This is a genomic window from Bacillus sp. P4_E1 (genome assembly GCF_056401715.1).
This window is the reverse complement of the sequence record NZ_JBFUIV010000004.1, coordinates 238,813-251,052: the sequence shown is the minus strand read 5'-3', so window position 1 is coordinate 251,052 and position 12,240 is coordinate 238,813. Positions and strand designations below refer to the sequence as shown.

14 protein-coding genes are annotated in these 12,240 nt (G+C 34.2%); 12 read left to right on the top strand and 2 right to left on the bottom strand.

All coding sequences use genetic code 11. The features are described 5' to 3' along the window. Positions 1-115: 115 nt before the first annotated feature. The 6 genes from AC1DS7_RS07620 to AC1DS7_RS07595 all read left to right on the top strand — a co-directional run bounded on the left by AC1DS7_RS07620 (position 116) and on the right by AC1DS7_RS07595 (position 6,523). A complete protein-coding gene (locus tag AC1DS7_RS07620; protein WP_002126827.1) occupies positions 116-1,066 on the top strand; it encodes a nucleoside hydrolase in 951 nt (316 codons plus the stop codon). Positions 1,067-1,752: 686 nt separating this feature from the next. Beyond that, positions 1,753-2,196, top strand: coding sequence for a carboxymuconolactone decarboxylase family protein (locus AC1DS7_RS07615; protein ID WP_000083030.1), 444 nt, complete (start codon positions 1,753-1,755; stop codon positions 2,194-2,196). A gap of 241 nt (positions 2,197-2,437) precedes the next feature. Next, positions 2,438-2,968 carry a GNAT family N-acetyltransferase gene (locus tag AC1DS7_RS07610; protein WP_002126830.1) on the top strand — a complete coding sequence of 177 codons (531 nt, stop codon included), beginning with the start codon at positions 2,438-2,440 and terminating at the stop codon, positions 2,966-2,968. A 551-nt stretch (positions 2,969-3,519) separates the two neighbouring features. After that, the gene (locus AC1DS7_RS07605) at positions 3,520-3,915 is read left to right on the top strand and encodes a DUF3224 domain-containing protein (protein WP_002141295.1); all 396 of its coding nucleotides are present in this window, start codon (positions 3,520-3,522) and stop codon (positions 3,913-3,915) included. A 115-nt stretch (positions 3,916-4,030) separates the two neighbouring features. Then, on the top strand, positions 4,031-4,921 hold the full coding sequence (locus AC1DS7_RS07600; RefSeq protein ID WP_001223216.1) for a Vgb family protein: 891 nt from the start codon (positions 4,031-4,033) through the stop codon (positions 4,919-4,921). A gap of 654 nt (positions 4,922-5,575) precedes the next feature. Further along, positions 5,576-6,523 (top strand): sugar-binding transcriptional regulator, encoded by a 948-nt coding sequence (locus tag AC1DS7_RS07595; RefSeq protein WP_000356572.1) that lies wholly within the window; start codon positions 5,576-5,578, stop codon positions 6,521-6,523. A 48-nt stretch (positions 6,524-6,571) separates the two neighbouring features. Here the strand turns inward: AC1DS7_RS07595 and AC1DS7_RS07590 are convergent, their stop codons facing one another. Continuing rightward, complete coding sequence (locus AC1DS7_RS07590; RefSeq protein ID WP_215588941.1) at positions 6,572-6,934, bottom strand: hypothetical protein; 363 nt, start codon at positions 6,932-6,934, stop codon at positions 6,572-6,574. A 156-nt stretch (positions 6,935-7,090) separates the two neighbouring features. On the opposite strand from AC1DS7_RS07590, the gene deoC reads away from it, so the two are divergent. The 6 genes from deoC (at position 7,091) to AC1DS7_RS07560 (ending at position 11,853) form a co-directional block, all read left to right on the top strand. Then, positions 7,091-7,762, top strand: a complete 672-nt coding sequence (deoC, locus tag AC1DS7_RS07585; protein WP_002012110.1) for a deoxyribose-phosphate aldolase — start codon at positions 7,091-7,093, stop codon at positions 7,760-7,762. 101 nt (positions 7,763-7,863) lie between these two features. Then, complete coding sequence (locus AC1DS7_RS07580; protein ID WP_002012109.1) at positions 7,864-9,045, top strand: NupC/NupG family nucleoside CNT transporter; 1,182 nt, start codon at positions 7,864-7,866, stop codon at positions 9,043-9,045. Between the two features lie 36 nt (positions 9,046-9,081). Next, entirely contained in the window at positions 9,082-10,383 is a 1,302-nt protein-coding gene (locus tag AC1DS7_RS07575; RefSeq protein ID WP_016103150.1) for a pyrimidine-nucleoside phosphorylase, read from the top strand. A gap of 33 nt (positions 10,384-10,416) precedes the next feature. Next, positions 10,417-10,812: a cytidine deaminase gene (locus AC1DS7_RS07570; RefSeq protein ID WP_000358532.1), complete on the top strand. Its 396-nt coding sequence runs from the start codon at positions 10,417-10,419 to the stop codon at positions 10,810-10,812. Between the two features lie 147 nt (positions 10,813-10,959). After that, positions 10,960-11,355, top strand: a complete 396-nt coding sequence (locus AC1DS7_RS07565) for a DUF2871 domain-containing protein (protein WP_085310454.1) — start codon at positions 10,960-10,962, stop codon at positions 11,353-11,355. A gap of 15 nt (positions 11,356-11,370) precedes the next feature. Beyond that, the gene (locus tag AC1DS7_RS07560) at positions 11,371-11,853 is read left to right on the top strand and encodes a CcdC family protein (protein ID WP_016103152.1); all 483 of its coding nucleotides are present in this window, start codon (positions 11,371-11,373) and stop codon (positions 11,851-11,853) included. Positions 11,854-11,903: 50 nt separating this feature from the next. Here the strand turns inward: AC1DS7_RS07560 and AC1DS7_RS07555 are convergent, their stop codons facing one another. Further along, positions 11,904-12,134 (bottom strand): DUF896 domain-containing protein, encoded by a 231-nt coding sequence (locus AC1DS7_RS07555; protein ID WP_002035023.1) that lies wholly within the window; start codon positions 12,132-12,134, stop codon positions 11,904-11,906. Positions 12,135-12,240: the final 106 nt, after the last annotated feature.

Below are 12,240 nucleotides of genomic sequence, written 5' to 3'. Positions count from 1 at the left end.
TTTCAAGTGAATAGAATCCACTCTTTAAGAATACATAAAATATATACATACAAGCTTAGTCTGATCACTACATCATTAGTGAAAGTAGGATTCTATAGATTTTGGAGGAAGAGATATGAAAAAAAAGGTTCTCCTGTTTACAGATTTGGGGATTGATGATGCGTTTGCTATACTGTACACTTTTTTTCGTAAAGACATTCAACTTGTAGGAATTGTAGCCGATTATGGAAATGTATCCAGAGAAAATGCAATAAGAAATATTAACTATTTGAAGTACATTGCGGGAAGAGAAGAGATACCCGTGTTCCTTGGTGCTTCTGTACCGTTGACAGGTATATTGATTCAGTATTTCCCTGAGGTACATGGGAAAGTCGGATTAGGACCTATCATTCCCCCTGAAATTTCATATCCAGTTTATCCTTTAAATGATATTTATCAAATTATAGAATCAAATTTAGAAGATCTTACAATTATCAATTTAGGAAGACTTTCTTCGCTAGCTACGACTTTTGTGTTGAATTTAGAAACAATGCGAAACGTAAGAGAATGTATTTGCATGGGGGGAGCTTTTTTCTATCCAGGTAACGTAACTGCTGTGGCTGAAGCTAACTTTTACTCAGACCCTTATGCAGCAAACTTAATTCTGCAGCATGCAAAGAACTTGACAATTATTCCTTTAAATGTGACTCAACATGCGATTGTTACACCCGAAATGGTCCAGCAAATCGATGCATTTCATCGGAATACACAGGATCTTGCAGGACTCATCATCAAACCTATGTTAGACTATTATTATAAATTCTACTCTAAGTCTAATCCTGGTATAAGTGGAAGCCCTATGCATGATTTTGTAACAGTGTGGTATTTGCTGAATCAAGAGGCTGTTGGCCTTTCAAGAGTACCCATTAAAGTAATTCCTGATCAAGGAGAAGGATTTGGTCAAAGTATTGCAGACTTTCGTTTTGCTACTAATCCAGGCTATAAAACGCATAATGTAGCTTTTCAGCTTGATTATAAAAGATTCAAGAAGGATATTATGGAAACGTTTTTAAAGAAGAGAGTGTAACAGACTTTATTAACTTCAGATAATAGGGATTATGTGAATGAAATGCCACTTCACTTAACGTACAGGAATTCGACTTTTTTAGGTTAAAATTCGCTTAGCATATAAAACTTCCAAAATGTTGGCTGTATCCCATCACTATCAAGCTAACAAAACAAAATCCCCCTAAAATGAAAAAATCCGCTGACTTCTCAAAGTAATTAACTGTAGTGAAAGAAAATTTTTATTTTTGGGGTACATTAAAACTTTAGCTTGACGGGCAGGGGGTCTCGTCACATAGCTTATCAAGCTAAGAAATTAGTTGTTCTCCAAAACGAAAAAATTAACTAAATCCCCATAAATAACTATAGGAAGATAAAAACACTGTAGCTTTCGAATAAAGTTTGATCAAAATTATGTAGTTGTTTGGTGATAATAAAATTGTTTCATTTATAATAAAATCATTTAAAAATTAATAGAGTTATTCAATTTATTCTGACGGTAATAATAAAGTAATTAAAAAGTGAAAATATTTGTTTGGAAAATACGGTTACTCATTTGCGATATTTACGTACCATGAAACAACTAATTACACTGTCTATAACTGAAATTCTCTTTGATTTCGAATGCTTTACAAACAAAAAAATAGCACGAATGTTCGTATGAAGGTATAATTATAAGTATCTTAAAATCAAAGGAGGTCTTGCCTTATGAGTCAAAGAATTTCCTACTATGATGTTGCACCTGATGGCATGAAAATTATGATGGATATGGAGAAGTACACTAAGAAATCTACAATTAATCGAATTACTAGAGAACTTATAAAGATTAGAGTCTCTCAAATTAACGGTTGTGCTTTCTGCATGGATATGCATACATCAGATGCCCGTAAGATAGGTGAAACCGAACAACGAATTTATTGCTTGAATGCTTGGAATGAATGTGATTTTTATACACCTGAAGAGAAAGTTGCTCTTGAACTATCTGAGCATATTACTCTAATTCCCACTAAAAGAGTTCCTGAAGACCTATATAAGCGAGTACGTGAACACTATGACGAGAAACAATATGTTGACCTTGTTCTGGTAATTAATCAAATCAACAGTTGGAATAGAATTTCTATTGCAATGGGAAATACAGCAACTAAAAAATAATTGCTCTCAACGAACGGTAAATAAGAATAAAATTAAAGATGTTTAAAAATCACAATACAATTGTTTCATTTTTCTTTATTACGCAGTTATCATAAACTGTAACATAACCAAATTTTTGAAATTTATTGGTTCATCCTTTATAGCTTTTATAATAATATTATCTTGAAACACGAAGGGACTGAACTATGCGCAGATATCAATATCTTGACCCCAAAATAAAAACATAATGGAGGTAAAAATATTGATTACAGAACTACAAACCGAAAGATTAGTTTTAAGAAAAATGAAAGTATCAGACTCAGCTAGCATGTTTACAATTTGGGCGGATCCAGAAGTTACAAAATTTATGAATATCAATAGTTTTACTGATGAAAGCCAAGCGGTAGATATGATTGAAATGCTTGATAAGTTATCTCGGGAAAACAGAGCTATTCGTTATTCAATAATTGAATTAGAATCAAATGAAATTATCGGTTCTTGTGGTTATAATTCATTTGATTTCAAAAACGCCAAAGCAGAAATTGGTTACGATATTAGTAAAGCTTTTTGGGGTAAGGGGTATGCGCCAGAAGCCATTCTCTCTTTAATGGATTATGCGTTTAGTACTTTAGAATTCAATAGAATAGAAGCAAAAGTTGAATCTGAAAACATCAATTCAATAAAAGTTTTACAAAAGTTAAACTTTACATTCGAAGGGACAATGAGAAAGTGTGAAAAATCTAATGAAAAGTTTATTGATCTAAGTATTTATTCAAAATTAATAACAGATTAACTTATATTACTTAGCCTACATTCCTTAAAATGTAGACTATTAAATACCCTCGAAGCATCCTTAATTGCTATTAATTGAAAGTGAGGGCTACGGCTCTCTTTTTTAATTCACAATTTCTAGTACAATTGAAATAATTAAGAAACGTATAGAGTAATCCGTCCGATCTTAACCACTGAAGAAAAATTAACAGAGGAAGAGATCATGAACTTTGCTGTTGAAATGAGGGAAAAGAAATAGAAGGACACAACTATATAATAAGAAAAATCTAGAAGATACGTAATATTTAAAAATGAACCGTCTCATAAAGAACATGTAGTAATTTCTACGTGTTCTTTTTTAATAAAAATGAAAGTAAACTGTTAAATAAAAATTTACTTTCAATGTCATATAAGAAGAACAAAAAATAAGTCGTCTTTTGCTCTTAACAGGGTCTTACCAGCAGCATCCGTTACTTTAGAAACACTCCTATGAGATATAATTATTGATGGTACTTTTTAGGTGATATACTGGAGGTAGATTACTCATCTAATGATGAAGGGAGGTTTACGCGTATGGAAGTAACATTTACAGTAAGTAAATGGGATGAAAAGCCAGTCAATGACACTAGAAAAGATTTCCCTATTAATATTGCCCATGTCGAATATGATATTGACGGTGAATTAAAAGGAAAAGCTTTTGTTGAATATTTATTATATTATTTAGAATCAACTATAGATGATGGTCACTTGGCTACTGCTAAAATTTCTGGATTTTTACATTTCGAAGGAATTTATAAGGGAAAACGAGGGACATTTATAGCTATAGAGCAAGGGATATTTGATAAAGGAAATCTAGATTCCCCTGCAACAATCATCAAAGCTACTGGTGAATTAGAAAGCCTGAAAGGGTCCTATAATTATAAGTTTACAGGTCAAACCAGTAAAATGATTCTAGACTTTGAATTCTAACAAAATATCTTATAATTTAGCAAAAAGGGCATCCACTGTAATACCAGGAATGTCCTTTTTAAAACTAAATTATACCGAAAAACAAGACTCAAAATTTTCAATGGGAGGAAATGATATGAGGATCACGATACAAGAATATGTGGTCAATGAAATAGATTCAGGACCATATGGAATAACCGTAGGAAAAGACGGAGCATTGTGGTTTACGGAACAGAAAGGGAATCGAATTGGTAGAATAAATGCTACTGGTGAAATAAATTCTTTTCCCATTCCGACAGCAAATGCAGGAGCTATGTCAATTATCTCGGACCAGACCGGTGACTTATGGTTTACGGAATATAACTCAAGCAAGATCGGTAAAATGTCGATGAACGGTCTTTTTGAAGAATATGTACTCCCTACAACGAACGCTGCACCTTTTGGCATAACGGAAGGCCCAGATGGAGCAATATGGTTTACAGAAATGAATAATGGTAGGATCGGAAGAATAACAAAGTCAGGGGAAATCACCGAGTTTGAATTGCCTAACTCCAAATCATTTCCCTCTTTTATTACTCTGGGATCAGACGGTGCATTATGGTTTACACAGAATCAGAACAATAGGATTGGGAGAATAACCACTAAAGGTGAGGTCAAAGAATATCCAATCCCAACACCCAACTCCGGGCCAGTTGGAATTGCGAGCGGCCCAGATGGAGCAATATGGTTTGTGCAAATCATAGGCAATAAAATTGGTAGAATTACGTTCGAAGGTGAGATCAAAGAATTTGTTATACCGACGCCGAACGCTCGTCCTCATGCCATAATACCTGGGAAGAACAGAGATCTTTGGTTCACAGAATGGGGAGGTAACCAAATCAGCCGTATTACAGTTGAAGGAGTTATTACGGAATATACGATACCTACAAATAATGCAGAGCCACATGGTATCACGTTTTGTCCGGATGGCGATCTTTGGTTCGCTGAAGAGTGTAATCAAATTGGACGTCTAACAATCATTACGTAATAGGGATATCGTCCATCGCTATCAAGCTCAGAAAAGTAAATATCCCATCACCATCAAGTTAAGAATTTGGTTGCTCCCCAAAACGAAAAAATGTGCTTTTTTGTTACAAGTAGCACAAAATTTCGTTCTGGGGGTACTATAAAATTTTAGCTTGATGGCGATGGGGTCTCGCCATCAAAACGTGAATTTCGCACGCTAAGGAATTTCTATATTAAAAAACTTGGCTTTACCGTACGTTAAGGAAGTTCCATAAACGATATTTAATGTTTGTTATTGTTACTACAGAAAGAACAAAAAGAATGAATTAAATATGAATCGATTTATCCCGCTATTTGCGGGCAGTAAGACTCCCAACTCAAAATTCGGCGAATACGAGGGAGTTAGGTGGGAGTCGGACTGCCCGTAAAAGCCCGATTGGTGAGGGCTAATAATCAGTGGGGGATGAACAAAACCCCCACTGATTAAAGTTTCACTTTATCTGATTCAAGATCATTTGTATCGAGTGTATGAAGCTAAAAAATAAAAGTTTCATTGTAAATCCTAAGTGGAGTAGAAGTTTAGGTTGATAAATAAGGGAGTCGAAATTTCTTGCATAAAGCTGTATAATGCTTGTAACGAAAAGGAAATACAGGAAAGGATATGTAATGAGTTACTATGGATAAGGATAAACAACAATTAAGCGTTGAAGTTGCAAGATTATATTATCAATCAGATTATAGTCAGCAAGAAATTGCTAACAAATTAAATATCTCAAGACCGACAATCTCTAGATTATTAAAGTACGCGAAAGAAAAAGGATTTGTTCAAATTAGTATAGCGGATCCATTTGCTGATTTAGATAACGTCGGGAACTTACTTAAAGAAAAGTACAACTTGTTAGAGGCGCATGTTGTATTTTCTCCAGTGCCAGAATATGCAACGATTACGGAGTATATTAGTAAATATGCAGCTGAGTATATGGAAAAGACAGTGAAAACTGGTGATATCGTTGGTGTAAGCTGGGGAATGACGATGTATGAAATCGCTAGAAAAATCGTACCGCAACATGTGAAAGGTGTAGAGGTTGTCCAGTTAAAAGGTGGCATTAGTCACTCAAGTGTAAATACATATGCGAATGAAACGATCGCGTTATTTGCAGATGCTTTTCAAACGACGCCAAGAAATCTACCTCTTCCAGTTATATTTGATAATGCGGTGACAAAAGAATTAGTGGAGCAAGATAGACATATTCATCACATTATTGAAATGGGGAAACAAGCAAATATTGCAATTTTCACTGTTGGAACAGTGCGTGATGAAGCGTTATTATTCCGATTAGGATATTTAGATAAGGATGAAACGAACATTTTGAAAGAACAAGCTGTCGGTGACATTTGTTCACGTTTCTTTGATGGAGACGGAAATATTAGTAGCGAAGAAATTAATAAGCGTACAATTGGAATTGAGTTAGAGGAACTTAAATTAAAGAAACGTTCTATTTTAGTTGCAGGTGGTAATAGAAAAATAAAAGCAATTGACGGTGCGTTACGTGGTGGGTATGCAAATGTACTAATTATAGATCAGCATACAGCGAAAGAATTGTTACATTATCAAAAAGGTTAGAAATAAAAGGCTTTCTCAAAATATTAATTTTGAGAAAGCCTTTTATTTTTAGTATGAATAAATCAATGTGTAGTACCTTGTAAAGTATTTGTAAGGAACGCTCTTTGATTGATCTTCTTTTTCAAAAATTAGTGAGTTAGCCATAATATCTCTATCTACAAAACTCCAGCCATCTTGCTCCATCATATCGATAAAAGGTTCCATTTTTCCGCGCTTTACTAAGTAGGGGTATTGATTATCTATCGGTTCTACTTCCACCATTTCTTTATCTTGAATAACCATCTTAGACATAGCTAAAGCAAATGGAACTGGGTTTCCTTCTTGGAAAATAACATCCCTTTTATAAAAAATAAATATGGATAGTGAGGTGCATACTAGCAATGTGAATATAAAGAATTTTGACTTAAACAAGTGGTTCACATCCTTTATTTACAAGCTTATACTACTTTCAATGTATTACTAGAAATTCCCTTCTAAAAAAGAATGAACAAAAGTTCAAAAGTGTATTTACATTTGTTCAACTAAGGGTTAGAATGAAGTTGTTAAAAGATATGAGGAGTGAAGATAATGAACATTGCAAAGTTAATTGATCATACAATTTTAAAACCAAATTCTACAAAAGAAGATGTTATGAAAGTAATCGAAGAGGCAAAGCAATACAAATTTGCTTCAGTTTGTATTAATCCTACATGGGTAAAGCTAGCTGCTGAAGAATTAGCTGGACATGATGTAGACGTTTGTACTGTAATCGGTTTCCCATTAGGAGCAAGCACTACTGAAACAAAAGCATTCGAAACAAAAGATGCTATCGCAAAAGGTGCAACTGAAGTCGATATGGTAATCAACGTAGGTGCTTTAAAAGATGGCGACAATGAGTTCGTTGAAAAAGACATTTATGAAGTAGTACAAGCAGCAAAAGGAAAAGCTCTTGTAAAAGTAATCATTGAAACTTGCCTTCTAACAGATGAAGAAAAAGTTCGTGCTTGTGAATTATCAGTAAAAGCTGGCGCTGATTTCGTAAAAACTTCAACTGGATTCTCAACTGGCGGAGCAACTGCAGAAGATATCGCATTAATGCGTAAAACAGTTGGACCAAACGTTGGCGTGAAAGCATCTGGCGGCGTTCGTACACGTGAAGATGCAGACAAAATGGTAGAGGCTGGAGCTTCTCGCGTTGGAGCAAGTGCTAGTGTTGCAATCGTATTAAATGATGCAAAAGGTGCTACAGATAACTACTAATTAATAAAGAGTGAAGAGCAATAGATACACAACGTATAGTGTATCTATTGCTCTAACAATTGAAAAAAATGTAAGCGGATACGAATGGGAGGAGACGGCTTATGAAATACTTAATCGGTGTTTTTGGCCTCGTATTGATTTTAGGTATCGCTTGGCTTGCTAGTAATGATAGAAAGAAAGTCAAATATCGCCCAATCATAACGATGGTTATATTACAATTCATTTTGGGGTTTTTATTATTAAATACAAGCGTAGGGAATATATTAATTAGCGGAATAGCAGATGGTTTTGGAGAATTATTAAAATATGCCGCTGATGGTGTGAATTTCGTATTTGGTGGATTAGTAAATCAAAAAGAGTTTTCATTCTTTTTAAGTGTATTAATGCCAATCGTATTTATATCAGCTTTAATAGGTATTTTGCAACACATTAAAGTATTACCTATTATTGTGAAATCTATCGGTCTAGTATTAAGTAAAGTAAATGGGATGGGGAAACTCGAATCATATAACGCGGTAGCTTCTGCGATTTTAGGACAATCTGAAGTGTTTATTTCAGTTAAGAAACAACTAGGATTATTGCCAGAGAAAAGAATGTATACATTATGTGCATCTGCAATGTCTACAGTATCTATGTCTATCGTTGGATCATATATGGTGTTATTAAAACCGCAATATGTTGTAACCGCTTTAGTGCTTAACTTATTCGGTGGCTTCATTATTGCTTCTATCATTAACCCGTATGAAGTTACTGAAGAAGAAGATATGTTAGAAGTACAAGAAGAAGAGAAAAAGACATTCTTTGAAGTATTAGGGGAATACATTATAGATGGATTTAAAGTTGCGATTACAGTAGCAGCTATGTTAATCGGTTTCGTTGCCCTTATCGCATTCATTAATGCAGTATTTAAAGGTGTAATCGGTATCTCATTCCAAGAAATTCTTGGTTATGTATTTGCACCATTTGCATTTATTATGGGTGTTCCATGGCATGAAGCAGTTAACGCAGGGAATATTATGGCGACAAAACTTGTATCAAATGAATTTGTTGCGATGACAGATTTAGCAAAAGGAAACTTTAATTTCTCAGATAGAACGACAGCGATTATATCTGTATTCTTAGTTTCATTTGCAAACTTCTCTTCAATTGGAATTATTGCTGGGGCAGTTAAGAGCTTAAATGAAAAACAAGGGAATGTAGTCGCAAGATTTGGTTTGAAATTACTTTTCGGTGCAACATTAGTAAGTTTCTTATCAGCAACAATCGTTGGCTTATTATTTTAACAGATTCATATAATATAAAAAGGAATGGTGATTGTAATGAGAATGGTAGATATTATTGCGAAAAAACGTGATGGAAAAGAATTAACAACTGAAGAAATTAATTTCTTTATTAACGGTTATACAGATGGAAGTATTCCTGACTATCAAGCGAGTGCACTTGCAATGGCAATTTTCTTTAAAGATATGACGGATCGTGAACGTGCAGATTTAACGATGGCAATGGTTGAGTCTGGAGAAACAATCGACTTATCAGCAATTGAAGGCATTAAAGTAGATAAGCATTCAACTGGCGGTGTTGGTGATACAACAACATTAGTATTAGGACCATTAGTCGCTGCTTTAGATGTACCAGTAGCAAAAATGTCTGGTCGTGGTTTAGGACATACGGGCGGGACAATTGATAAATTAGAAGCGGTAGAAGGATTCCACGTTGAAATTACGAAAGAACAGTTCATTGATATTGTAAACCGTGACAAAGTGGCTGTTATCGGACAAACAGGAAACTTAACACCTGCTGATAAAAAGATTTATGCATTACGTGATGTAACAGGAACAGTAAATTCAATTCCTCTAATTGCAAGTTCAATTATGAGTAAAAAAATTGCAGCTGGTGCTGATGCAATCGTACTTGATGTAAAAACAGGTGCTGGTGCATTTATGAAAACCGAAGAAGATGCAAAAGAATTAGCTCATGCAATGGTACGTATCGGAAATAATGTTGGACGTCAAACGATGGCAGTAATTTCAGATATGTCACAACCTCTTGGTTTTGCGATTGGTAACGCTCTAGAAGTGAAGGAAGCAATTGATACTTTAAAAGGCGAAGGTCCAGAAGATTTAACAGAATTAGTACTTGTATTAGGAAGCCAAATGGTCGTACTTGCGAAAAAAGCAAATACATTAGAAGAAGCTCGTGAAATGCTAATTGAAGTTATGGAAAACGGAAAAGCAACTGAGAAATTTAAAGAGTTCTTAAGCAACCAAGGCGGAGACAGCTCAATTGTAGACAATCCAGAAAAAATGCCACAAGCGAAGTATGTAATTGATGTACCTGCAAAAACTTCAGGTGTTATTTCTAACATTGTTGCAGATGAAGTCGGTATCGCAGCTATGTTATTAGGTGCAGGTCGTGCGACAAAAGAAGATGAAATCGATTTAGCGGTAGGATTAATGTTACGTAAAAAAGTTGGCGATGCAGTAAAAGAAGGCGAGCCATTCGTAACGATTTATGCAAATCGCGAAAATGTAGAAGATGTAAAAGCTAAAATTTATGAAAACATTTCTATCGCTGAAACAGCAGTGGCTCCTAAATTAGTTCATACAGTTATTACTGACTAATCATAATTACATTTACTTTGAGGAGGAAATAATATGGATAAGAAAAAATATATCGAAGAAGCAAATAAGATGTTGTCAAAAGCATATATTCCGTATTCTAAATTTCCTGTTGGTGCAGCATTAGTTACGAAAGAAGGTAAAATTTATACTGGTTGTAATATAGAAAATGCTTCTTACGGTTTATGTAACTGTGCAGAAAGAACAGCGATCTTTAAAGCCGTATCAGAAGGTGAGCGCGATTTTAGTTACTTAGTCATTACAGGCGAAACAGACGGACCGATTTCACCATGTGGTGCTTGTAGACAAGTTATTGCTGAATTTTGTGATCCGAAAATGCCTGTATTACTAACGAATGTAAAAGGTGATGAAAAAGAAGTGACTGTAGAGCAGTTACTGCCTGGTGCCTTTTCAATTGAAGATTTAAAATAAGTTAAAAGGCCATTCCGCAATGAATAGTTGTGGAATGGCCTTTTTTATTTCAAATAATAGAATGTAATAATCTGTTCATATTCCGTTCATAAACTTTGCGTAAAATGATTGCAGTGAATATGGAAAGTTTACAGCAGGAGGAATATGATGAAGAAATTATATAATGCAGCATTCATTTACTTAATTATTGGTTTATTATCAGGTGTATTTGCTAGAGAGTATACGAAAGCGCAAGGAATTAAAGGATCCACTATGTTGCAATTAGTGCATACACACGTATTAGTGCTCGGCTTCGTATTCTTTTTGATCGCTTTAGCTCTATTTAAAGTATTTAATGTCCGTGAAACAAAAAGTTTTCGTGCGTGGTTTGTTGTTTATAACATAGGACTTATTTTTACAATCGCTACAATGGTATTTAGAGGTATTCTACAAGTGAATGGAACTGACTTTAATGGTTTAAGCCATATGGCTGGATTAGGTCATGTCATTATAAGTGTTGGGCTCGTTTGGTTTATGATTTTGCTCAAAAAATCTTTTAAATAGATAGGAGTGGAGAGTATGAGTTTAGCACTTTTATCAAGTATAGTAGCGGTTTGTATGGCCGTTGGAGTTATGTTTCTTCGCTTTAAGTCAGCGAAAAAACCGGTAACGAAAAAGAAAATTATATTACCGCCAATTTTTATGAGCACTGGTGCAATGATGTACTTCTTACCAGAGTTTCGATTAACGTCTTTAGAAATAGTAGAGGCAATTAGCGTAGGACTTATTTTCTCTATATTTCTTATTAAAACATCTAAGTTCGAAATAAGAGGCGAAGACATATATATGAAACCATCAAAAGCGTTCATATTTATTTTAGTTGGTTTATTAGCTGTCCGGGTAGCATTAAAATCATATTTAAGTCAATCAATTGATTTAACCCAATTAAGTGGAATGTTTTTCTTACTCGCTTTTGCGATGATCGTATCGTGGAGAATTGCGATGTATCGCTCGTATACTAAATTAGAAAAGACAATAAAAAGAGCTGGAATTTCTATATAGGAATTTCAGCTCTTTTTATGTTTTATACGATTGTTTTTTTAGCTTTGATTTCATTTGCTTAATTTTAAACGGATTTGAGCATCTTGTAATGCAACTGGTGTAACGTTAAGACCATTTTGATCAACGATTTTTGTGTTTAATAAAATGGAATCTAAGCTCCCGCGAAATGTTTTTGTATAGTTTTGACGCAACATTTGTTGTTCTTGTTTTTCATCAACTGTTAATCCAGATGTTCTTTCTTTTTTTGATAATTCGTTAATACGGAATAAAATGTTTTTCATTTGTTTTCACCTCTAGTTAGATTTAATTACATTAGTTACTTACTAATGTATAGTTATTGTAACGTATCTTTTAATAAGTGTCAATGCCTGTAAACATGCCTTGTTT

Bases quoted from the DNA above. Each gene is read 5' to 3' on its own strand.
- AC1DS7_RS07560 (WP_016103152.1), top strand. From the start codon at position 11,371: ATGAGTTTAGCACTTTTATCAAGTATAGTAGCGGTTTGTATGGCCGTT.
- AC1DS7_RS07595 (WP_000356572.1), top strand. From the start codon at position 5,576: ATGGATAAGGATAAACAACAATTAAGCGTTGAAGTTGCAAGATTATAT.
- AC1DS7_RS07605 (WP_002141295.1), top strand. From the start codon at position 3,520: ATGGAAGTAACATTTACAGTAAGTAAATGGGATGAAAAGCCAGTCAAT.
- AC1DS7_RS07580 (WP_002012109.1), top strand. From the start codon at position 7,864: ATGAAATACTTAATCGGTGTTTTTGGCCTCGTATTGATTTTAGGTATC.
- AC1DS7_RS07615 (WP_000083030.1), top strand. From the start codon at position 1,753: ATGAGTCAAAGAATTTCCTACTATGATGTTGCACCTGATGGCATGAAA.
- AC1DS7_RS07575 (WP_016103150.1), top strand. From the start codon at position 9,082: ATGAGAATGGTAGATATTATTGCGAAAAAACGTGATGGAAAAGAATTA.
- AC1DS7_RS07570 (WP_000358532.1), top strand. From the start codon at position 10,417: ATGGATAAGAAAAAATATATCGAAGAAGCAAATAAGATGTTGTCAAAA.
- AC1DS7_RS07620 (WP_002126827.1), top strand. From the start codon at position 116: ATGAAAAAAAAGGTTCTCCTGTTTACAGATTTGGGGATTGATGATGCG.
- AC1DS7_RS07565 (WP_085310454.1), top strand. From the start codon at position 10,960: ATGAAGAAATTATATAATGCAGCATTCATTTACTTAATTATTGGTTTA.
- deoC (WP_002012110.1), top strand. From the start codon at position 7,091: ATGAACATTGCAAAGTTAATTGATCATACAATTTTAAAACCAAATTCT.
- AC1DS7_RS07555 (WP_002035023.1), bottom strand. From the start codon at position 12,134: ATGAAAAACATTTTATTCCGTATTAACGAATTATCAAAAAAAGAAAGA.
- AC1DS7_RS07600 (WP_001223216.1), top strand. From the start codon at position 4,031: ATGAGGATCACGATACAAGAATATGTGGTCAATGAAATAGATTCAGGA.